Raw genomic sequence first — 21271 nt, 5'->3', positions numbered from 1 at the left:
GAAGCCGCCCCTCGGCAGAAGCCAAGGAGCGGCGATAACAGAGTCTGACCCTGATGAAATCAATAAGCCTTGGGCACGTCTACTTTATGGGTGATGCCGTCCTCTGTGAAGTACAAGTGAACGCCATGCCCCTGATCGTCCATGAAGTACGAGACATATTTGGGCTCTCCATGCTTGACGGGAACGAGCAGCGTAGCGATCCGGTGGCTGCGTGCTTCTCGAGTCGTGGCTTGCAGGGTCCAATGCCTCGGCAGCCCCTCGATCTCTGACGGGTCGACGTCCGGGAAGCCCTCACGCTGATCGAGTTCCAGCTCGCCAGAGGAGCTGTACACGAACCGGCCATCCATGTCCGCCTTCTTTCCCTGCACGCGGAAGTGTTGACCGTCCAGCTTCATCTCATACAGCGTCTGGAACAGCCAATCGACTTTGCCAGGCTGGGCCAGATCGATATGATCGACCACGACGACGTAAGACCCCCCGATAAAGTAAAGCTCGCGCACGTATCGCTCCAGATACGGCACCTGCTCCTTGTAAGCCGCCGTGGCGTCGCTGCGGGAATAGGCATAGCCCTCCCGCTGCTCGGCAGCCTCTACGCGGCCTTGGGCAGCCATATTCAGCACCTTATTGGTCCCGGCATACTGCCCGAGTCCGTCGATCAGGATGTTGCTGGTGGAGCGGGTCTGCTTGCGCCAGTTCATATGCATCGTGCTGCCGAAGGCGACATAGTGGCCGCTCTCGATCGCCAGCGGCTCCCCGTACGCATGCAGCAGGAAGCCGTTCTGATCGCCGTGGCTGTGGCTGACGGAGCCGTATTTGCTGCTCTTGGTCAACAGCATCACATGGCGCTCCGGATCGGCCATATTCGCATGGAAGGCCACCCAGCCGATATCGCGGAACCACTTGATCCTCTCGATCCGTTCATCCGTCGGCGCGACCTCCTCCACCTGCGGGTAATCATGCCGATAGACCAGCTCGTCGAAGCGGAAGTCCCACCAGCCGTAATTGTAGAACTTCATCTCCGAGTCGGTATCCGTTTCCCTCACCCGCTCGAAGTACCACTGATACAGACCATTCCCGGTAACACCTGCGAATTGGCGCACATTGAATCCTGTCTTCAGGCTCACCGGATCGCCCAGCGTGGACTGGTCGCCGAAGCTGGCGCGGAGTGTGTCCGGGCTGAAGCAATACAGCGGGAAATCCCCGGTCTTGGCAAAAAACGGGCGCTTGTAGAAATCAATCCCCGTGTATTTCTTCAGCAGATTCATCGCCTCGCTCATAAAGGCCATCCCGGTCGTCCAGTACATCGGTCCTTCGGCCCAACCGCCATCCTGTCCGCCCCAAGGGGAATACAGCCCCGCGTAATACTCCAGCGTATAGTCCAGCCACTCGCGCGCCTCCGGCTCTTCACCCAGCAGGACGATGCAGCACGGTACCAGCACACTGGACAGCGAACGGACCGCATGGCTGTCGAAGGGCACATGATGAATCTTGGACCGCTCGATGACATGGAAAGCCACCTGCCGCGTCCGAACGAGCAGCACGGAGCGAACCGCAGAGCGTTCCTCTTCGGTCAGGCTGTCGTACAGCCAGTCATAGCCCCAGGCCAGCGCCCCAGCAATCCGAAAGGACGCTTCGTCGTTGTAATCGCGGCTTGTCGTGCCCTCCGGGTTCCATGAGGCGACGTGCAGCAGCCATGTCTTGGCCCGCTCCCGTAGGTCTGCATCGTCCAGCAGCTCGCCGGCAACAGCCAGATGCCTCACGGCGTACAGCGCCTCCTGGCAGTCTATATACATCTGTCGCCACAGATTCGCTACCCGCTTGTTGTTCGGATAAGCCAAGGGCTCGGCGATAAGTTCCCGGTCTATCCAGGGCAGGACCGACTTCTCGTAGAACACGGCCCAGCCGCAGCTGTCCAGATCGTCCGCCAGTCGGCTGCGGAAGCTTTCTACCTCGCCGGGGGTAAGCCAGAGTCTGGGATGGGCTGGCGAAGCGGTGGCATACCGACTGGATCGGTCTGGCAGCGGCGTCTCCGGCAGCCCCGCCGGGACCTCGAACCTGCGGACCCGGCTCCACGCCGTGCGCTCGCCTTCTTCGTCAAGCAGCGCATAACGCCAATAATAGGTGCCGGGAGCCAAGGCCTCATCCGGCGTATACAGATTGTAGGCAATTGGCTGAACGGTCTTGGTCCCCTGTCCGTCAAATCGGTCGGATAGGGAAATTTGCAGCACATAGCGGTCTTGCTCCAGCTGCGCCGGAATCCATGTAAACCGGGGCGGATTCTCAGCCAGTACAGTTTCTTCATTCGGTTCGTATTGAACGGTTAGCGTGCCGCTTAGCGGCTCATATAGCGGTGCATGCTCTCTCATCTGCATTTCTCTCCTCCGGCTCTACTCATTTCCTCCCAAACCAGACCCCGGTCAGGCGTCAATTGCACCCGCCAGCTCTGTCCGTCAGCCTCAAGCTCGATTTCACTCCGGGATCGGGAACGCAGCACACATCCCGTATCCGCGGCCCGATAAGTATGAATAAATGCAGCGTGTGTCCCGAACTGCCGATGCAGCAATGCGGTCAGCGGCAGACTCGGGTCCACAGAGGTGCCCGGCGTTATCACGCTAAGCAATTCCTGGTCTGCACCCACTAGGGCCGTATGCGTCACAACCTCGCCGCATGCCACTTGATAGTGGATCGAAGCTGCCGCGCTCCCGGCTGCATCGTCAGCCGGAGCCGGTACAAAGCGGCTTGCCAGAGGCAGCAGCCTTTCTTCGTCCTGCGTGTAGACCGTATAGAACTCCCGGCCATCACCACCCACCATACCGTCGGACGCTGCCAGCCAATCCGTCTCAACCGGAACGACGGGATGCATCCACCATTCGATCGCATCCTCCCGTCCGTCCGCCGCCTCTACCTCGTACCAGTCCAGCATCCACTCTCCCATCAGCAGCAGATGACGGTCAAGCCGCCAGCCGACATATGCGTCTGTCGACTGGAGCCAGACGCTGACATAGCTGCCGTTCTCTTCAAAGCGCAGACAGCGGCCTGTATGAGGCGCCTGCGAGGCACCTCCGATGGACACTGTGTTATGCGAGGCAGTCTCCGCGAACCAGGACTTGCGCAGGGCTGAGCCATAAGGCACCATCCCAAGATCCGGCGTCAAGGAACCAGCGCTGTGCATCAGTGTCAGATGCAGCTTGTCATCATGCCCGTGCGACCCGCCATGCTCGCCGAAATCCGCAAGAAAGCTCAGCTTGCTGCCGGACACGCGGCCCAGCACGAATCCCGACTCGGCCCACAGCCTTGACCGCCGAGGAGCCGATGCAGCCGGGGAGGTTCCCGGCTGATCCGTAGTCGGCTCTCCGGCTGACGTATCGGTTGCAGCTGCAGCTTCAAGAGCCGCTTCACCGGTTGGTGCTCCAGCACCATCGGCGGCCCCCCGGCCGGATGATGAGCTCCCTAGCTCGCCCTGACCATACAGCAGCGACTCCAGACTGCATCGCTCGCCTTCACGCGCCCCCATCTGACGGTTCGCCTCCCGCAGAATCGGCTCCAGCTCCGCCAGTCTGTACTGAGCAAGCCCCTGCTCCATAATCTCGGCGATCTCCCGCGCATACGGCAGACGCGCCATCGGACCGTCATGCAGCGCCGGAAGTTCGCCGCGGTCATCGGCAAGCTGCGAGAGCGCTTCGAACATGCCCTGCATCGACTGGCCCTGCTCGCCCCCCGCGTCATATAGATCGACACCGAACCTCGCAGCCATCTCGGCGGATATCAGATAAGCCCGGAGTACGAAAATATGATAGTATACGCTTCCCTCAAATTCGAGCTGATCCGGCTTGACTCCGATCGTCAGGTGATGCAGAAAGCCTCCCTTATCCGTGACCAGGGATTCCAGCTCGCTCTGCTGTCCGCGTGCCGCATAGACACAAGACAGCGCCGCATTGAGCCAGGCTGTGTAGTTATTCTCAGCGTTGTCGCGTTCATGTATTAAAATATGGCGATACTCGGTCATACTGCCTTCCAGCATATCCAGTAATGTTCCGATTATCCGCTCCTCCTCGCCCGTGAAGGCAACGCCCTCATCCAGCAGCAGCAGATAAGCGCGAAGCATCGTCGTCGACCAGATCGCCTCCGTCAGCGCCTGATGGAAGGCCCGGCCCTTCAGCATCCAGCTCTGAGCTTCGGGATGAACGGGATACTGCGGGAATTGAGCCGCATATTCCACGAGCAAACGCTTCCCAAGCTGCGCATAAGATTCTTCCCTGACGGCCGCATAGACCGCTGCAGCCTGCAGTGCGCTTCGTGCAAGTGATTGATGCTTAAATACCAGCCAAGCGCCCCGATAAGCATCTCCCTCGATCCGGCAGCCATGGGGACACAGGAAGTACGCCGGATCCACGTCCCGCTCGTCGAACAACAGCTCGGTATCATGGTTGGGGCATACATATTGATGCCACCAGCCGCCGGGCTCCTGCGGAACCATCAAGCTTCCCGCGGCGCTCAGCCCGTCCAGTTCTTCCTGCAGCGCCCGGACCGCTTCTGCGGCCCAGGCATACCTCTCCTGCTTCTCTTCCAACAGCCTGCTCATCGCATCATCATCCCGCCGTTGATCTCAATCGTCTCTCCGGTGACGTAGGAAGCCAGCTCGGAGGCCAGATACAGCACGGCTCCGGCTACATCGTCAGGTGTTCCCTCACGCTGCAGCGGAATGCCCGCGATCGTGGACTGGCGGGCTGCATTCGGTGTAAACGTCGCATGAAACATCGTATTGCCGATAAATCCAGGCGATACATTGTTCACCGTGATCCCTCCTGCGGCAACCTCCTTGGCCAAGCCCTTCGTATAAGCCATCACAGCCGCCTTGCTGGCTGCGTAGATGCTGGAGCCAGGGCCGCCGCCGTTATGGGCAGCTACGGAGGTCATATTCACGATTCGTCCGCCGCCTTTCTCCTTCATGCCACCCAATACCCGCTTGCACATAAATACGGTGCTTTTCAGGTTCACGTTCAGGATGCGGTCGTACATCTCTTCCGTCATCTCGGTATTCGGCACCCGCTGGATCAGATGGCCGGCATTATTGACCAGAATATCTACCGTACCGCCCAAAGCCTGCTCGACCTCGGACACGAGCCGGTCGATTTGTGCAGGGTCCGTCACATCTGCCTGTACGAGCACGGCCTCTCCCCCAGCCGACTGGATTTCTGCTACAACCTGCTGGCCCTGTGCTACATTATTCAGACAGTTGACGCCTACCTTCGCTCCGTTTGCAGCCAGCAGGATCGCAATCGCCCGTCCGATCCCTGCGTTGGACCCTGTAACCAGTGCTATTTTCCCCGTCAAATCGATGTTCATCGTAATTCCTCCCCATGTATGGTTGCTAAGGTTTGACCAGACCCATCCGGGGTCTGTCCGTTTCCGGCATCGTCATCACAATCTTCGTCCACTTGCCCCATTCGCTGTCAACCGACAATCCGTACGCTTCACCAAATACCATCTGGATGCGGCGATGTACATTCATTAATCCGATGCCGCCGCCACGGCGTCCTTCCCGGTCCTCCGGAGCGGCCAGACGGTTCTCCTCCAGCTTGCGACGCAGCTCAGCGAGCCGCTCGGGAGAAATCCCCGTCCCGTTATCCTCGACCGTTACCTGGAACAGGCGGTCCTGCTTGCGGGCATCAATGCGGATAAAATGCCTCTCTTCCAAGCCATCGGGAAAGGCATGCTGAAATATATTTTCAATCAAAGGCTGCAGTGTCAGCCGGACCATCTTCTCCAGCAGCAGTCCTGGTGGAACCGCCACATCAAGCTCAAATTCCCGGCCGATGCGATGCTGCAAAATAATCATATAGTTGCGGACATGGTTCAGCTCGTTTGCAACTGTAATTTCCTCCAGATTCGTCTGAACCGAGTAGCGGAGCATGAAAGCCATCGCCTCCACCATCTCGGTAATTTCATCCGAGTCCTTCACGATCGCATAGCAATTGATCGTCTCCAGCGTGTTATACAGGAAGTGCGGATTAATCTGCAGCTGCAGGGACTGGAACTCAGCCCTCTGGCGCTCCAGTTCCGAGCGTCCCAGCTCCAGCTCATTCTTCTGCTGCTGCAGCTCCACCTCGTACACCCGCTCGATCATCTCCGACAGACGCGTCACCATCAGATTGTAGCTGTGAATGAGCCCGCCGATCTCATCGGTCCGGCCGATCTCGTCGATATGCTGCCAATTGCCCTTCTCCGTCTCGCGCATACTTTCCTTGAGCTCGCGAATCGGCGCTACGATGGACCGTCCGAAGCGCGAGGCCAGCCCTAGCGCCACGGCCAGCGTGACCAGGCCGATAATGATCGTCGTCGTCCGGATCGTGGAGGCCGGACGGCGCAGCTCATTAACGGGCATCGAGACGACCAGGTTCCAATTGGAGTAATTGGACTTGCGGGAAACGAACATGCGCTCTTCACCCTTGTACGTATGCAGCATGGCCTCATTGCCGCTGGAGAGCACCAGTTGCGCGAGTTCGTCGCCCTTCTGCGGACCAGCCTCCTTCGAATCGCGCAGCGACGGATGGTAAATATAGTCACCGTCATCGTCGATGATGAAGAAATATCCGTTTTTCCCCAAGCTGACCCGGTCCCAGATCTTCGCCAGCTCTGCCAGCTTGATCTCAATAGCGACCACGCCGCGATTATAATCGCCGTACGACGAGCCTAGCACCTTGACGGCCATCGTCACGACCGTACCTCGGTCCTCCGGCCGAATGCTCATGTTCAGCAGACTGATCCGTCCGCCATCCGGGGTCGAATTCATCAGGTTATCGTAGTTTTCCTTAACCAGCACCGGGTCGAAGTTGAGAATATTCTGGTTCTCATAGACGACCGCCCGTCCATGCCGGCCCACCACATACATCATATGAAGCTGCTTATACAACGTCATGATCGAGGTCACGGACTCTTGCGCGAACTTCTTGATGCTGGTCGAGTATTCATAGTACTTATAGGAATCGTCAGGCTCGATCTCGATAAAGCTCCGCACATCGGGATTAGAAGCAAAGGACTTGCTGAACAACTCATACGTTTGCAGATAAATATCGGTCTGATAGGTCGCGCTATCAATCATCTGCTCCATGTACTGCTTCACCTGCCCGTCCAGCTCGCGGGACGACTGGAGATAGGAGAACACGCCCACCGAGGCAAGCGACAGCACGATCACGATCATAAAGTACAGATAGATCTGGCTGGATAGCGTTTTCCGCTTCATGACCTGATGCCCATCCGCTGGCGGTATTCGGAAGGCAGGCAGCCCGCATACTTCTTGAACGTCTTCGTAAAGTGCGGATGATCGGCATAGCCGACCTCGCCGGAGATATCCGTAATACGCCAATGCGGCTGCTCCAGCAGTTTCTTGGCCTTCTCCATCCGCCGCCGGGTGCGGTACTGCACGAACGTCTCCTGCGAAGACTGCTTGAAGAGCTGGCTGAAGTAAGAAGCGTTCAGGCCGATAAAGTCGGCCACTTCCTCCAGCGATACCTCCTCGGCCAGATGCTCCTCAATGTACTGCTTCGCTTCCTCGACGGGGTCCTTCAGCTTACCCTTGCGCCTTGTTTTCAGCTCGGCCAATCGATCCTTCATATCCTTGGCGAACCGCGCCCAAGCCTCTGCGTCATCGGAAGCAGCCGCCAGATTCAGCTCGTGCTGCACCAGATAAATATCCCGAACGCCGAGCCGCTTATGCAGCAGCGCATGAAGCTCCTGCAGCACCTCGATCAGACGGTTCAGCTTGAGCCTGCTGCCCATCAGCTCACTGCGCATCTCCTCCAGCAGCCCGTCGAGCTCGGCCTCCTGAAGCTTCCAGACGGCGTTCTCCATCACGTCCGCCCATCGCTCCAGCTTCGTGACGGCTACGAACGTCTCTGAGCTCTGCTTGCTCTTGTTCAGCGCCAGCTTCTCCAGCACGTGATGCACGGCCTTTTTATTAACCGGTTTCAAGAGGTATTCCTTCACACCGTAGGACAGGCACTTCTGGGCATACTCAAAGTCACTGTAACCCGAGATGACGACAATCTGAATATCGGCATCCATCTCCGCCACCAGGCGGCACAGCTCCAAGCCGTCCAGCTTGGGCATCCGGATATCCGTGAACAGAAAATCAGGGCGCTCCTCCTGTATCCGCTGCAGTGCAACCGCCCCGTTCTCGGCGGTACGGATGCCGACAATCGGGAGCCCGGCCTGTTCGACCAGCTTCTGCAACCCCTTGCGGATCATCGGTTCGTCATCTGCAATCAATATGCGGTACATGGGAACGCCCCCTTCTGAACTAACGTATGCTGACTAAGTTATGGAAAAGCCGTTCCCCACGGCGCCAGCGCGTGAGGAGACGGCAGAATGCTTCATTATCAGAGCTTATTTGCGCGGCATCGAGACCGTGCCGGAATCCTTATTCTTGAACCTTTCGTTCGTCTCCTTGAGAATCTCATTGCCGCCCTTCGACTTCCACTCCTCGATGACCTTCGGCCAGTCGGAGATCGGCTCCTTGCCGTAGACCATCTTGATCATGTGCTGCAGGAGCAGCGGAGGCGCCTGATCGGAACCCGGGGAAATGTCTGGATTTTTCATCGAGGACTCCAGCGCCGGCTCGAAGGTGATCCCATCGCGGCCTTCATTGGCCAGCGTCGTATCGTACACATTCATGAGTCTCTTGCCTTCCTCGGTCAAGCTCAGCGTTCCCTTATTATACGTTGTATCCTGGACCATCCACAAGAACGCTTGACGATAGCGTTCCTCGTCCACGGCCTGCGGGGTAGTCGGTGCTTTGTAATCGATCTTGCCGTTCGCCTCGGTGTAGGTGTCTCCCTCAATGCCGAAGGTGAAGAACTTCTCGGCCTCGTCCGAAACCATCCAGTCAAAGAACTTGACAATAGCAGCCGGGTCCTTCACTTTTTTGTTGATGAAGTACGAGCGTGGCACCGGACCATACAAGTAGTAGCCCCCCTTGCCGTCTGGACCGACCGGAGAAGGAATGATCTCCAGCTTGGCCGTCGGCACATTGGCTTTCAGTTGTGTTTCCCATTGAATCAGCTCGTTGGCGTTCATCGAGAAGATCCCGGCTTTGCCGGAGAGGATCGTGTTCTTGAAGACCGTCGGGTTGATTGTCGCAAATTCCTTATTGATCAATCCCTCGTCAAACATAGTTTTGTATACCTGCAGCGCCTTGGTCATGTTCTCCGTATCGAAGAATTTCGGTACGATCTGATCGCCCTGCTGCTTATACATCGTCAGATAAGGGTATACGTCATATGCGCCAAAGAACGTATCCGCGTACTTGAAGTTCTCGCGGCCCATATAAGGGTTTTCAACGCCCATTTCCTTAAACTTCCGCAAGACAGTCATGTATTCGTCCACCGTTTTCGGTACCGGCAGCCCCGCCTGATCAAGCAGGTCCTTACGGATGAACGTGGCGCGGCGCGACGGGTTCGAAAGATATTCCGGAATCGCGTAGATTTTGCCCTGGTAGGAAACTTGTTCCCAAGCCTTCTTTGGAACCTTCTTCAGCAGGTTCTGTCCGTGCTCCTTAAGCAGATCATCGAGCGGCAGGAATACACCTGCTTTCACAGAACCCGCCATATCCCGGCCATTGACACCGCCACTGCTCATGACGACATCCGGGATATCGTTGGTCGCGAACATCTGAATCATCTTCTGCTCATACTCTTTGTGAGGAACGAGGATGAAATCCAGCTCCGTATTCGTCAGCTCGCCCAGCTTCTTCGCCCATTTGTCCTCATTAAGGTTCGGCGATTTCTCTACATGTCCGAAGTTCAGCGTGCGCATGGAGATCGAGAACTTGGTTTTCTCAGCTGGCTTGGAGCTCCCCTGCGTGTTTGATTGTTCAGCCGGCTTGGCACAAGCTGTCAGCACGCTGACCGTCATCACAGTGGCCATCGATGCGGAAATCCATTTTTTCATAGTACCCCTCTTTTCCTGAATGGATAATAGCGCTTTCATAGCCTCATTGTAAGAGCACATTCCGCTGGGAACAAGGGAATGACTTTGGTTTGCATTGTCATTTTTTTAGAATATGCGATTTTCATATCCTCATCCGCAGACGCTTAGACGCAAGCTTACGACTTCACAGAGCCTACCATCATCCCTTTGACGAAGTGGCGCTGCAGGAACGGATAGATGATAATGATCGGGATCGTGGCAATGATGATCGTCGCCATTTTGATGCCCTCAGGGTCCATATGAGCCAGCGCACTGAACTGTGAAGAAGCGGGATCGATGCTGATGTCGTCAGTCATGATCAGCTGGCGCAGTTTTACCTGCAGCGGATACAGCGCCGGCTTGTTGATGTAGTAAAGCGCGCTCTGGTACGTGTTCCAGTGATTGACCGCGTAGAAGATACCGAGTGAGGCCATGACGGGCTTGGACAGAGGCAGGACGATGCTCCAGATCATCCGTAGCTCCGAGCAGCCGTCGATGCGTCCGGAGTCGATAATCTCGCTCGGGATCTGCATGAAGAACGACCTCATAACGAAGAAGTTAAACGCGCTGATCGCTCCGGGAATGAGTAACGCCCACAGCGAGTTGGTAAGCCCGAGCCCCTTCATCAGGATAAAGTTCGGAATGAGCGGCGCACTGAATACCATCGTAATCAATACCATGATGACAATGACATTGCGTCCCTTATACTCCTGCCGCGACACCGGATAAGCCAGGGATGCAGTTGCAATCAGATTGATCAGCGTTCCGACTATCGTAATATACACGGTAATCCCGAAGGAGCGCCAGATGGCCGCATCGCTGAATACATACAGGTAGTTAATCCAGGTGAACTCAACGGGCAGGAAAAAGACTTTCCCGGTGACAATCGCCTCGGAGCTGCTGAAGGATTGCGCCAGCACGTTCAGGAAGGGCAGGAACATCGCGAGTGATAGTACGGTTAGGAACAATAAATTGAAGACATTGAATGTTTGCCAGCCGGCTGTAGGCTTTCGATTCATGATAGGGTCACCTCCTGCTTTCGCCAAACGTTAATACAAGCTCTCGCCTGTGGTTTTCTTACTGATAAAGTTGCCGATGACGATCATGAGCAGTCCGACTACGGACTTGAACAAACCGATAGCCGTCGTATAACTGAACTGCTGACCAAGCAGACCCGCCTGGTAAATATACGTATCGAGAATTTCACCATTATCCTTGTTGAGCGGGTTCAGGAATACATAGACACGCTCAAAGCCAAAGTCCAGGAACTTGCCGATATGCAGCAGGAACAGAATCATGATAGTCGGCATGAGCGCCGGAATCGTAATGGACAGCGTTTGCCGCCATCGGCCCGCTCCATCCACTTCCGCCGCCTCATACAGATCGGGATTGATGCCCGCGAGCGCAGCCAGATAAATAATCGTGCCGTAACCGGAATCTCTCCAGATGCCCGAGCCGATCAGTACCGTACGTATCCAGGATTCTTCGCCTAGGAAGTAGATCGGTTCGAAGCCTAGCCAGGCCAGGAAGTGATTCACCGCCCCTGTAGACGGGGATAGAATGCTAATTGCAATACCGCTGACAATAACCCATGAGAGGAAATGCGGCATGTATACGATGGTTTGGAGTACACGCTTGTACACGACGAGCCGCAACTCGTTCAGCAGCAGCGCCAGCACGATCGGAGCCGGGAAGGCCAGCACGAGATCGTACAAACCGATCAGCAGCGTGTTCTTGAGAATATTGAGAAAATCATAATGCGCGAACATCCTCTGGAAATGCTCGAACCCGACCCACTTGCTGCCAGTAACGCCACCAAAGATGTTGTAGTCCTGAAAAGCGATGACTGACCCTAGCAGCGGAACATACTTGAAAATGATGAAGTAAATAATCCCCGGCAGTGAAATCAGATACAGCGCTTTGTACTTCCAGATATTGCGAAGTAAGCTCTTGAACTGTCCTTCCTGCATCCGGTCTTGCAATGGCTTGACTGCTTGCGTGTCGACCGCCATACGCGTTCCTCCTTACTCGATTAGCTTCGTCGTTGTAGCCTTATGGTAACCTGGATAGAGCGCTTTCAGCTATGGATTGCCTTTTCACTGACTTGTGTTTTTTTTAGGTGGAACGCACGTGCCAGTCCAGAGGCTGGTATGATATAGTAAAGAGGTTTCATAGAGATCACTTACCAAGGATGAGGAGGATCAGCATGGCATTCAGTGGATTTAACCGGGAGGATTTCGAAACCTTTCACATAGAGGGCCTGGATGGCCGCATGGAAGCGATCCGCAGCCGGATTCAGCCCAAATTCAAGGAGCTTAGCGACGAGGTGCTGCAGGAATTATCCGTTCAGGCAGGCGAAGAGCTGTTCCTGCACATCGCCCAGCACGCGCGGCGTAAGGTGAACGCCCCCGTCGATACGTGGATGGCGATAGCCGGCAACAAGCGCGGCTACAAGCAGCATCCGCACTTCCAGGTCGGGCTGTTCGACGATCATGTGTTTATCTGGCTCGCTCTGATCTACGAACTGCCCAATAAGCAGGGCATTGCTTCGGCTTATTTGAAGCATCTAGATGAATTTGCGGCGCTTCCCCAGGAGATGGCCGTGTCCTTCGACCATATGAAGAAGGATCATGTGACGCTAGGAGAGCTTGGCGAGGATGGCCTGAACCGGTCATTGGAGCGGTTCCGCGACGTGAAGAAGGTAGAGTTCCTGATCGGCCGTACCGTTGCAGCCAGCGACGCGAAGCTTCTGGAGGGAGATAAGTTCCTCGGTCTGGTCAAGCAAACCTTCGAGCAACTGCTGCCTTTGTATCAAATTGCCAAACTGTAGCAATATAGAAAAAGGAAATCTTTTCAAATAGTCTAGACAGCGACAAAAAAAGCCTTTATAATCATATTTGATACATTATGTATCAATATATCCGTTCATTTAAGGAGTGATTATTTTGTCGAAGTTAGCGTATATGAAACCTGAGGTTTTACAGCACGAATCTATCGTGTTCGAAACCGGCCTCTCCAGCTGCATAAAAGTCGGCGTCGTCGATGGATCCAACCCGCCTGAGCGCGTATGTTTGCGCCCGGACGGAACATGGGTCAATCTTTAGTTTAAAAGAGCATATTTTCTTGAAAGGGACGAGCCTTCGTCCCTTTTTTGTTGTCTGCTTCCAGCAAAATTTAGCAAATCCTAAGGTGCAATTAACCTGAGCTTAATCCTTGTTGCCTATGCTACAGATGGTTACATATAACCGTATCTCCAACTGTAGAAAGGATGGTTCAGGATGAAGAAGCATACGCATGCCAGCAAAGTCGTGATTTCCACCTTAGCGCTTACGCTATTGTTAGGGGGAGGCGCCTTCTACGGACTGAATGCTCCGGCCAATGCCGAAGACAGTGCAGCGGTAGCTCCGTCAACCGGTTCGGGCAGCTCGTCGGAACAGGATGGCTCAGCCAAATCTGCCCCCAAGAGCTGGTTCGGCAAGCACAGCAGCAAGGACCAAGCCGGCAAAGAGGGTCCGGCTGGTAAAGGCAAGCATGGCGAGGGCCAGCAGCCGCATCAGGCGGGCAAAGCCATCATCGAGGAAGCAGCCGGTATTCTCGGCATCTCGCAGGACAAGCTGACCGCCTCTCTGCAAAAGCAAACCTTGGCTGAGGTCGCCAAAGAACACGGCGTCAGCGAAGCCGATCTCGTCACAAAGTTGAAGGCGCTGCGGATTGCACGGATTGACGAGGCTGTGGCCTCCGGCAAGCTGACAGCTGATCAGGCTTCCCGGATGAAGGACAATCTAGACAAGCATCTGACGTTCCTCGTTCAGCATAATTTGAAGAAGCTCCATAAGCCGCATGGCCGTGGCGTCAGCCATATTCTGCCTGCCCCGGACAAGCTCGCCGCCCTGCTGGGAATTACGGAGAGTGAGTTGAAGGCCGAGCTTAAGGCAGGCAAGTCACTGACAGAAATCGCGGCGGCCCAAGGCATAGACAAGGAACAACTGGTCGCCAAGATCAAAGAGAATCTGACACCTTGGGTCGAAAAAGCCGTAGACCGCAAGCATGTCAAGGATTCCAAGCCTGACCAGCCTTAATCGGCCGGACATCCGACACCAAAAAAGCTGCCGCTTCCGATGATAAGCTCATCGCAAACGGCAGCTTTTGGATTATGATTCCAGATACGACCTCCTAAGAAGCCAGCTTGCCTGACCTCGTGGACGCCGATCTGTCGAGAACGATGAAGCGATAGAGCAGATACAGCGCAGCAACCGAGAGCACAGCTCCGATCAGGAATGGCAGGCTGTGGCTGAAATCGTAAATGCCAGCGCCCAGCAGCGGGCCTGCGATCCGCCCCAGGCTGTCCATGGACGAGCTGAGACCGGAGGCTACCCCCTGCCCGACTGTCGTCTTCTGTGTAATCAGCGAGGTCACACAAGGGCGGATCAGTGCATTCCCTGCGGCGAACACGCTGAGATAGATCGATGCAGTCAGCAGGCTGCTGGAGAACAGAATCAGCACGAAGCCGAGCGCTGACAGGACCAGCCCGATCCCGATCACGCGAGCTTCCTGTCCGGCCTTGATCAGACGGCGGACGACCCCGCCCTGGATCAGGGCGCCTACGACCCCGCTCACGGCGAACATCAAGCCAAGCTGAGTCGGCGTCGCTCCGATAGCATCGCGTTCGAATAACAGCAAAGTTGCTTCCAGACCCGCTAGCGAGAATGAGACGAAGAAGCTCAGCACATATAAATATTTAAGCGAGCCTACGAACGCTTTCCAGCGCGACTGCTTCACGTCGCGCGATTTTTGCCGGCTCTCCGCCGTGACCGATTCCTTCAGCATGAAGAAAGCGAAGACGAACATGGCCAGAGCCAGACCCGCTGCCGTAAAAAACGGCACGCTGTAGCCGTAGCCGCTGAGCAAGCCGCCTACGGCCGGACCAAAGATAAAGCCCAGACCGATCGACATGCCGACGAGTCCCATACCCTTGGTCCGGTTTTCTTCCGAAGTAATATCGGCCACATAAGCGACCGCACATGCCGTCACAGCACCGGAAAACAAGCCGCCCAGAATACGCGAGACATACATCAGTACCAGATTATCCCCCGCCATCCCGAAGACGAAGAAGCTCAGGCTAAAGCCGAGCGTACCAATCATAATAATAGGTCTTCTTCCGATCCGGTCGGACAAGCCTCCCCAGAACGGCGACATCAGGAAGGACACGAGCGAATAGACCGAGAGCAGCAGCCCTAGATGAAAGCTCTCCGCTCCGGAACCGGTCACAACATCGGGAAGAACGGGAATAATGATGCCAAAGCCGATAAATACCGTCATGATCAGCACCATAATGACAAGAAGTCGTTTATCCATCACAATCACACTACCTTTAAGTTTTAGTAAATCAGCAGTTTAAATGTATCATATCTCATTTGCCGATGGAAATCTTAGCGGCTCAAGGTTAACAAAATCGACATACTCCGAATCTTAACATTCGGAATGCCAAAAATCCCTTGCATCCGCGGCGCATTTTGCTATACTCGATATGTTTGCTTGTTTTATGAGCAGCATCTACTAGGCCCATGAAAGGTAGGGATGACCGTGGATCAGACGAAAACTCCCCTGTTCACCGCATTAAGACAACACGCTGCACGCAATCCGGTTCAATTTCACATTCCAGGACATAAGAAGGGCGTGGGCATGGACCCCGAATTTCGGGAGTTTATCGGCGATAACGCGCTGTCCATCGACCTGATCAATATAGCACCGCTGGACGATCTTCATCAACCAACCGGTGTCATCGAGCAGTCGCAGCAGCTTGCAGCCGAAGCCTTCGGCGCAGACCACACTTTCTTCTCCGTACAAGGAACGAGCGGTGCCATCATGACGATGATCCTGACCGTTTGCTCCGAGGGAGACAAAATTATCGTGCCCCGCAACGTGCACAAATCCATTTTGTCCGGTATTATATTCGCCGGCGCCAAGCCGGTCTTCCTGAAGCCGGTTCATGACGAGAATCTGGGTATTGACCACGGAGTCACCACCTCTTCCGTCAAACGCGCCCTGGAGCGCCATCCCGATGCTAAGGCCGTGCTGGTCATCAACCCGACCTATTACGGCGTATGCGCGAACCTGAAGGAAATCGTGGATATCGTACACAGCTATAACATCCCGGTGCTCGTGGACGAAGCGCATGGCGTGCTGATTCATTTCCACGACCGGCTGCCGATGTCGGCTATGGAGGCTGGCGCAGATATGGCTGCGACCAGCGTGCATAAGCTCGGCGGTTCCATGACACAGAGCTCGGTACTCAATATCCGTGAAGGCCGGGTCAACGTGCGCCGCGCCAAAACGATCATCAGTATGCTCACGACGACGTCGACCTCTTACATCCTGCTGGCTTCGCTCGACTGCTCGCGCCGCAATCTGGCATTGAACGGCCGGGCCATAGCGGAGCGGGCGATCGAGCTCGCCGAATTCGCACGCCGGGAGATCAACGATATTCCCGGACTCGAATGCTTCGGCCGGGAGATTCTGGGCGGTGAAGCGACCTTTGACTGCGATCCGACCAAGGTCAATATCCACGTCCGCCATCTGGGGATCACCGGCTATGACGCAGAGAATTGGCTGCGCGAGCATTACAACCTTGAGGTCGAGCTGAGCGATATGTACAATATTCTCTGCCTCATCACACCGGGCGACACACGCGAGAGCGTAGATATCCTGATCACTGCGCTGCGGCGTCTGTCCGAAGAGAACTTTACGATTCGTGAGGCCAATGAGCTGGTGATCAAGATTCCGAAAATCCCGCAGCTGACTTTGTCGCCGCGCGATGCTTTCTATGGCGACACGGAGCTTATTCCGTTCAAGGAATCAGCCGACCGGATCATTGCCGAGTTTATCTATGTGTATCCGCCCGGCATCCCTATCCTGCTGCCAGGTGAGGTCATCTCGCAGGATCTGATCGATTACATCACCGAGCATATCGAAGTCGGCCTGCCGGTGAAGGGTCCCGAAGATCGCAGCATCGAATATGTGAAAGTGATTGTCGAAACCCCGGCGATTTTCTAAATCACTATTGCAACACAGGAAAGCCGCTTGCTCCAGCGCCGTGAAGACGCCGGACAAGCGGCTTTCTTGTATCTTGCTACGGCCGTTCTGAACGAATACGCTGCTCCAGCCAGCCGATCACATCGGCCACGGCATGCTCGGTGTGAGACTTGCACACATGATCCGCCGCCTCCAGCAGCAGCGGATGAGCGTTGCCGACCGCCACGCCCATGCCGGCCCTCCGGATCATCTCCAGATCGTTCAGATGATCGCCCATCGCCACGCATTTATCCAGCTCCAGCCCGGTCAGCGCGAGCAGCTGCTCCAGCGCATCGCCCTTGGTGGCCCCTTGCGGCAGCATTTCGAAATACCGGCCGTCTGAACGAACCCACTCAACCCCGGTCCCCGATGAAAGCCTGACCATCTCGTCGCTTGCCTGATCAAGCAGCACCGGCTCCCATGCAAACAATATCTTCAACCAATCCGCCGGGATGGATTTCACTTCATCGACAGCCTGCAGAGGGAAATTCTCGATGCCGCGGTGCCGGGCGGTCATAGCGTTATCGCGGATCGTATACGGATAAGGCTCCCCCTGTACATAAATCTCGGCGCCGATCTCCGGGAAAGCCTCCAGCACACGCTGCAAGGCCTGCTCCGCCGCCCGAGGCAGCAGCGTCTGGTGAAGCGGCTCCTCCCGCTCGTAATCGTAGATCATTGCCCCGTTGTATAGAATGGCAGGCAGATTGACCGGCAGCTGACGCGCGAAATAACCCGCTGGCTCGACGATACGGCCTGTAGCCACGGTAAAACGTCCGCCCTCGCTGACGAACCGGTGAATAGCCGCTAGATTGTCCGGGCTGATTTCCTTCTGCTTATCCAGCAGCGTCCCATCCATATCCGTTACCAGTGCATACCCTTCAAAAATAGGCTTATCTGCTCTCTCCATCTGACCCGCTCCTCTTCTCTCTCCCATGCTTCCTTAGCTCGCCTGGCAAGTATTGTATTTGCAAATTCTTAATGCTATGATGAACATGATGCGTGACACAAGGAACATAATTCCAGTCCACTAGGCAGGCAGGTGTATGGGTCATGGCGCAAAGCGCGTATATTAAACTCGTAGAAGGCTCAGCCGTCTCCTCCCTGAGCTTGGATGAGCTCCGGCAGCAGCTCGAGCATTATCGCGAACAGCTCGCGAAAACCGGCGCCCAGCTCGGCTGGGAGTACGACGGTGCCGGCTTTCCGTACACGATCGAGACAAAGCCCGAGGCGGAAGGCAAGTGGTTTTACCTGAAAGGGACGAGCCCGCTGTACAAATACATCGTGATGGGCGTCGGCTCGGAGACCGTAGACGATACCCAGCGGTATTTCGTTCAGATGGTGCTGCCGGATGACAGTACCCATGGCGACAAGTCCAAGGGCAACGAATTCAGCAAATACCTGGGCAAGCTGTGGAAAGCCGAGCTTCATCTGTTTAACGGCCGCATCATGTACTTCAATCCCCGTAAATAACAACCGGCATAATCTGAAAAACCCTTCTTGCATGATGACAAGAAGGGTTTTATCGTTGCATGCTTATTGTTCCTGCTCTTGCTCTTCAATGATCTCGTTATAGATAGCAACAACGCGATCCCATTCCTCTTCGTCCTCGATGCTGGCCAGGTAAGCCTCTTCGTTCTCTTCTTCGATACGGAATATGACACCGTCAGCTTCCATATCATTACGATCCAGAAGTACGGCATAAGCGCGGTCGCTAGCTTCAAACGTATACACCATCACCATCTCATGTTCCACACCATCTTGATCCGTCACGATAAAAATTTCTTCTTCGTGGTCGTGATCATGATTGCAGGATTCGTCATGAATGTGATCGCTCATGGTAAAACCTCATTTCATCTATATATTGAATGCTCCCCCGTATAGTACCACGCATCCCGATTCCAAGTCAATGAATCGAATCTGCTGCTTACGCGGCATTAATCCGATAGAATCGACTTCTCGGACACGACGACATAATCACTATCAGCACTCTGTTTGATCGCGAATCGAACCTTGTAGGCACCCGATTCACTAAACGTAACATTGAACGGCCAAGTATACCAGAAGCTGCTCTTGGGTCCATCTACAATCTCTTCGCGAGCCTTCACCTGGTCGCCGTTAGGCGATACGATCGCGATCCGGAACGAGTAGATCGGCGTCTTCAATTCGTCGATCTGGGCGAAGACCGCAAAATCAAGCCGGTCTCCCTTCTTCACGCCGCCGAATGGCTTCTGAATCGAATAATCGTCACCTACCGTCTTGGCGACGACCATATGTACATTGGGTTTATACACGGAGACCGTCTTAGTGCCGTTATCCCACTTGACGATCGATTGCAACGTTTCAGACAATATACGGGCAGGCACCACAGCGCTACCCTTCACAAGAAAGCCAGGCACCTCATCAGCGCCGAACGTTTTCTCTTGATCATTTACAAGAAGCCTTACTTTGGCAAAGCCTTCAAAGTCGCCCCATGCCGAGCTGGCGAGAACACCTGTTGTACCAAACAACGAAAGCGAGAGCACCATCGTTAGCAGTCGCGGTACTTTCATTTGCAAGCAACCTCCATCATCTTTTCGCATTTTGTTAAGTTATACTCGGGAGCGGCTCAAGAGTTGCGGAAGTTTCTCAACTAATAAAAAAAATTTAGACTCATTTTTCCATATCTTGTGTGTATGAGCACTTTCAGGCTGATTTCATACAAAATATGGAGGTTTTTGTAGGACGCCGTCCATTTGCCCCCCGCTGTGCCTAATATATACGAGAATTAGGGGTGACTTTTTAAGCGAAAATGTGACAAAACCCGCTTGAATCAAAACCGAAATGCGTGATAGATTATAGGAAAGCTGCCCGGCCAAGATTTTGCGACTGGCACTATGGGCTTAATCAAGCCATATTTTCCTTGCAGCACATACAGATATATTGGTCTACACATTGCCAAACGCTGAGTGGGGGTAAGTTTGTGAAGCTGCAACTTCAAATGATTGGGACAGGAAGCGCATTTGCGAAAACCTTCAATAATAATAATGCTTTGCTTCATTTAAAGAATGATAAACTGCTTATTGATTGCGGGTTCACCGCTTCACGCGCACTGATGGAGCTCGGCGTTCCTCTTGAAGCCGTGAACGGAATTTTAATCACCCATATTCATGCAGACCATGTGGGCGGGCTGGAGGAATTTGCGTTTCGGAATATGTATGCCTTTAAACGCCGCATCCCGTTATTTGTCCCCGCCTCGCTGGCGACAGTACTATGGGAGCATTCGCTTCGCGGAGGGCTTGAGAACAAAGCGGAAGGCATCACCTCATTGAGCGATTATTTCGAGGTTATCACCCTGGAAGAAGACGAGCCTTGCCAGATCACCCCGGATCTGACGATTCGTCTTATACCGAGCGTTCATATCGAAGGCAAATCCAGCTATTCGCTGCTGCTTAACGACAAGCTGTTCTACAGCTCCGACTCAATGCTCAACAGAGAGCTGTTGCTGAAGCTTCTAGCAGACGGATGCCGGTACTTCCTCCATGATTGTCAACTGCAATCGCCGGGCATGGTTCATGCCAGTTTGGAGGAACTGCTCGAGCTTCCTATAGAACTCCAGCGGAACATGATGCTGATGCATTATACGGACGATATGCCGGCTTATATCGGCAGAACCGGGGTCATGTCATTTATCGAGCAATCCAAAACCTATACCTTCTCGCTGGACTAGCTCCGGCGCATGCTACCCTCAGCATAAAAAATCTATGAACCGCGCATCCTAAGCTAGAAAAGGAGGCGATTCATATGACGCAAGAGCAGCATGTGGTAGCAGTTCGCAAGAATGGGGACGGCGATATAGTGGAGTTGAAGCTGTCCTCAGGAGCTGTCGTCGATTATCTGGAGGCGCAGCATATGGCCAAGAACGGGCAAATCTCCGGTGTCAACGTATTCCGGGGCCGGGATGGCGATGAGCATCTCCGTTCCAATGCGGACGGCGATCCTTCGAATAACCTGGACAATCTGCCAGGCTTCTGACGGATCACCCATCAAGCACAGCTTTGTAACCTGGCGAATAGCCGGGTTTTTCTCTATGCTCTAAGGGGCTCTCTCGCCCTTCCCTGGCCCCCTCCCATATTTTCAGCAATAAAGAAATATCAGATAATTTGGCAGAGACTAGGAGGATTTTTTCGACACGCACAGAACTTTAATGTATACCAACAAAATATTCAATGCAAAGGGATGGGAGTTGTAGTTTCGT

Annotated in this window: 18 protein-coding genes; 6 read left to right on the top strand and 12 right to left on the bottom strand. The window is 54.6% G+C overall.

Features of this window, described 5'->3' with window-relative positions:
* Positions 1 to 59: 59 nt before the first annotated feature.
* From WMW72_RS18250 to WMW72_RS18215, 8 genes are all read right to left on the bottom strand, one after another.
* The gene (locus WMW72_RS18250; RefSeq protein ID WP_341416956.1) at positions 60 to 2366 is read right to left on the bottom strand and encodes a DUF4962 domain-containing protein; all 2307 of its coding nucleotides are present in this window, start codon (positions 2364 to 2366) and stop codon (positions 60 to 62) included.
* Positions 2363 to 4582, bottom strand: coding sequence for a heparinase II/III domain-containing protein (locus WMW72_RS18245; protein WP_341416955.1), 2220 nt, complete (start codon positions 4580 to 4582; stop codon positions 2363 to 2365). The genes WMW72_RS18250 and WMW72_RS18245 overlap by 4 nt, the downstream gene beginning before the upstream one ends.
* Positions 4579 to 5346, bottom strand: coding sequence for an SDR family NAD(P)-dependent oxidoreductase (locus WMW72_RS18240; RefSeq protein ID WP_341416954.1), 768 nt, complete (start codon positions 5344 to 5346; stop codon positions 4579 to 4581). The genes WMW72_RS18245 and WMW72_RS18240 overlap by 4 nt, the downstream gene beginning before the upstream one ends.
* Before the next feature lie 25 nt (positions 5347 to 5371).
* The gene (locus tag WMW72_RS18235; RefSeq protein WP_341416953.1) at positions 5372 to 7243 is read right to left on the bottom strand and encodes a sensor histidine kinase; all 1872 of its coding nucleotides are present in this window, start codon (positions 7241 to 7243) and stop codon (positions 5372 to 5374) included.
* Positions 7240 to 8280 (bottom strand): response regulator, encoded by a 1041-nt coding sequence (locus tag WMW72_RS18230; protein ID WP_341416952.1) that lies wholly within the window; start codon positions 8278 to 8280, stop codon positions 7240 to 7242. Before WMW72_RS18230 ends, WMW72_RS18235 begins: the two co-directional genes overlap by 4 nt.
* A gap of 105 nt (positions 8281 to 8385) precedes the next feature.
* Positions 8386 to 9948, bottom strand: coding sequence for an extracellular solute-binding protein (locus WMW72_RS18225; RefSeq protein ID WP_341416951.1), 1563 nt, complete (start codon positions 9946 to 9948; stop codon positions 8386 to 8388).
* Positions 9949 to 10103: 155 nt separating this feature from the next.
* A complete protein-coding gene (locus tag WMW72_RS18220) occupies positions 10104 to 10985 on the bottom strand; it encodes a carbohydrate ABC transporter permease (RefSeq protein WP_341416950.1) in 882 nt (293 codons plus the stop codon).
* 30 nt (positions 10986 to 11015) lie between these two features.
* Positions 11016 to 11936: an ABC transporter permease gene (locus tag WMW72_RS18215; protein ID WP_423227568.1), complete on the bottom strand. Its 921-nt coding sequence runs from the start codon at positions 11934 to 11936 to the stop codon at positions 11016 to 11018.
* 236 nt (positions 11937 to 12172) lie between these two features.
* Here WMW72_RS18215 and WMW72_RS18210 point away from each other — a divergent pair, with 236 nt between their 5' ends.
* Both WMW72_RS18210 and WMW72_RS18205 read left to right on the top strand, forming a co-directional pair.
* Complete coding sequence (locus WMW72_RS18210; RefSeq protein WP_341416948.1) at positions 12173 to 12796, top strand: YktB family protein; 624 nt, start codon at positions 12173 to 12175, stop codon at positions 12794 to 12796.
* Positions 12797 to 13244: 448 nt separating this feature from the next.
* A complete protein-coding gene (locus WMW72_RS18205; RefSeq protein WP_341416947.1) occupies positions 13245 to 14045 on the top strand; it encodes a hypothetical protein in 801 nt (266 codons plus the stop codon).
* 94 nt (positions 14046 to 14139) lie between these two features.
* Here the strand turns inward: WMW72_RS18205 and WMW72_RS18200 are convergent, their stop codons facing one another.
* The gene (locus tag WMW72_RS18200) at positions 14140 to 15321 is read right to left on the bottom strand and encodes an MFS transporter (RefSeq protein WP_341416946.1); all 1182 of its coding nucleotides are present in this window, start codon (positions 15319 to 15321) and stop codon (positions 14140 to 14142) included.
* 228 nt (positions 15322 to 15549) lie between these two features.
* Between WMW72_RS18200 and WMW72_RS18195 the strand changes: the two genes are divergently transcribed.
* Positions 15550 to 17019 (top strand): aminotransferase class I/II-fold pyridoxal phosphate-dependent enzyme, encoded by a 1470-nt coding sequence (locus WMW72_RS18195; RefSeq protein ID WP_479724855.1) that lies wholly within the window; start codon positions 15550 to 15552, stop codon positions 17017 to 17019.
* Positions 17020 to 17095: 76 nt separating this feature from the next.
* Here the strand turns inward: WMW72_RS18195 and WMW72_RS18190 are convergent, their stop codons facing one another.
* Positions 17096 to 17944 carry a Cof-type HAD-IIB family hydrolase gene (locus WMW72_RS18190; protein WP_341416944.1) on the bottom strand — a complete coding sequence of 283 codons (849 nt, stop codon included), beginning with the start codon at positions 17942 to 17944 and terminating at the stop codon, positions 17096 to 17098.
* A 143-nt stretch (positions 17945 to 18087) separates the two neighbouring features.
* On the opposite strand from WMW72_RS18190, the gene WMW72_RS18185 reads away from it, so the two are divergent.
* Positions 18088 to 18507, top strand: a complete 420-nt coding sequence (locus tag WMW72_RS18185; RefSeq protein WP_341416943.1) for a DUF1885 family protein — start codon at positions 18088 to 18090, stop codon at positions 18505 to 18507.
* A 63-nt stretch (positions 18508 to 18570) separates the two neighbouring features.
* Here WMW72_RS18185 and WMW72_RS18180 read toward each other — a convergent pair whose 3' ends face one another.
* Positions 18571 to 18873, bottom strand: coding sequence for a DUF1292 domain-containing protein (locus WMW72_RS18180; RefSeq protein WP_341416942.1), 303 nt, complete (start codon positions 18871 to 18873; stop codon positions 18571 to 18573).
* Positions 18874 to 18971: 98 nt separating this feature from the next.
* A complete protein-coding gene (locus WMW72_RS18175; RefSeq protein WP_341416941.1) occupies positions 18972 to 19586 on the bottom strand; it encodes a stalk domain-containing protein in 615 nt (204 codons plus the stop codon).
* A gap of 410 nt (positions 19587 to 19996) precedes the next feature.
* Here WMW72_RS18175 and WMW72_RS18170 point away from each other — a divergent pair, with 410 nt between their 5' ends.
* Positions 19997 to 20743 (top strand): MBL fold metallo-hydrolase, encoded by a 747-nt coding sequence (locus WMW72_RS18170; RefSeq protein ID WP_341416940.1) that lies wholly within the window; start codon positions 19997 to 19999, stop codon positions 20741 to 20743.
* 74 nt (positions 20744 to 20817) lie between these two features.
* On the top strand, positions 20818 to 21048 hold the full coding sequence (locus WMW72_RS18165; RefSeq protein ID WP_341416939.1) for a DUF3892 domain-containing protein: 231 nt from the start codon (positions 20818 to 20820) through the stop codon (positions 21046 to 21048).
* Positions 21049 to 21271 lie beyond the last annotated feature (223 nt).

The organism is Paenibacillus filicis (assembly GCF_038070315.1).
GTDB lineage: Bacteria > Bacillota > Bacilli > Paenibacillales > NBRC-103111 > Paenibacillus_G > Paenibacillus_G filicis.
This window is presented reverse-complemented; position numbering and strand designations above follow the sequence as displayed.

Excerpts from the sequence above, each read along its gene's own strand:
- WMW72_RS18230 (WP_341416952.1), bottom strand. The coding sequence starts at position 8,280 with ATGTACCGCATATTGATTGCAGATGACGAACCGATGATCCGCAAGGGG.
- WMW72_RS18165 (WP_341416939.1), top strand. The coding sequence starts at position 20,818 with ATGACGCAAGAGCAGCATGTGGTAGCAGTTCGCAAGAATGGGGACGGC.
- WMW72_RS18175 (WP_341416941.1), bottom strand. The coding sequence starts at position 19,586 with ATGAAAGTACCGCGACTGCTAACGATGGTGCTCTCGCTTTCGTTGTTT.
- WMW72_RS18215 (WP_423227568.1), bottom strand. The coding sequence starts at position 11,936 with ATGCAGGAAGGACAGTTCAAGAGCTTACTTCGCAATATCTGGAAGTAC.
- WMW72_RS18180 (WP_341416942.1), bottom strand. The coding sequence starts at position 18,873 with ATGAGCGATCACATTCATGACGAATCCTGCAATCATGATCACGACCAC.
- WMW72_RS18205 (WP_341416947.1), top strand. The coding sequence starts at position 13,245 with ATGAAGAAGCATACGCATGCCAGCAAAGTCGTGATTTCCACCTTAGCG.
- WMW72_RS18210 (WP_341416948.1), top strand. The coding sequence starts at position 12,173 with ATGGCATTCAGTGGATTTAACCGGGAGGATTTCGAAACCTTTCACATA.
- WMW72_RS18250 (WP_341416956.1), bottom strand. The coding sequence starts at position 2,366 with ATGAGAGAGCATGCACCGCTATATGAGCCGCTAAGCGGCACGCTAACC.
- WMW72_RS18240 (WP_341416954.1), bottom strand. The coding sequence starts at position 5,346 with ATGAACATCGATTTGACGGGGAAAATAGCACTGGTTACAGGGTCCAAC.
- WMW72_RS18220 (WP_341416950.1), bottom strand. The coding sequence starts at position 10,985 with ATGAATCGAAAGCCTACAGCCGGCTGGCAAACATTCAATGTCTTCAAT.
- WMW72_RS18185 (WP_341416943.1), top strand. The coding sequence starts at position 18,088 with ATGGCGCAAAGCGCGTATATTAAACTCGTAGAAGGCTCAGCCGTCTCC.
- WMW72_RS18225 (WP_341416951.1), bottom strand. The coding sequence starts at position 9,948 with ATGAAAAAATGGATTTCCGCATCGATGGCCACTGTGATGACGGTCAGC.
- WMW72_RS18235 (WP_341416953.1), bottom strand. The coding sequence starts at position 7,243 with ATGAAGCGGAAAACGCTATCCAGCCAGATCTATCTGTACTTTATGATC.
- WMW72_RS18245 (WP_341416955.1), bottom strand. The coding sequence starts at position 4,582 with ATGAGCAGGCTGTTGGAAGAGAAGCAGGAGAGGTATGCCTGGGCCGCA.
- WMW72_RS18190 (WP_341416944.1), bottom strand. The coding sequence starts at position 17,944 with ATGGAGAGAGCAGATAAGCCTATTTTTGAAGGGTATGCACTGGTAACG.
- WMW72_RS18200 (WP_341416946.1), bottom strand. The coding sequence starts at position 15,321 with ATGGATAAACGACTTCTTGTCATTATGGTGCTGATCATGACGGTATTT.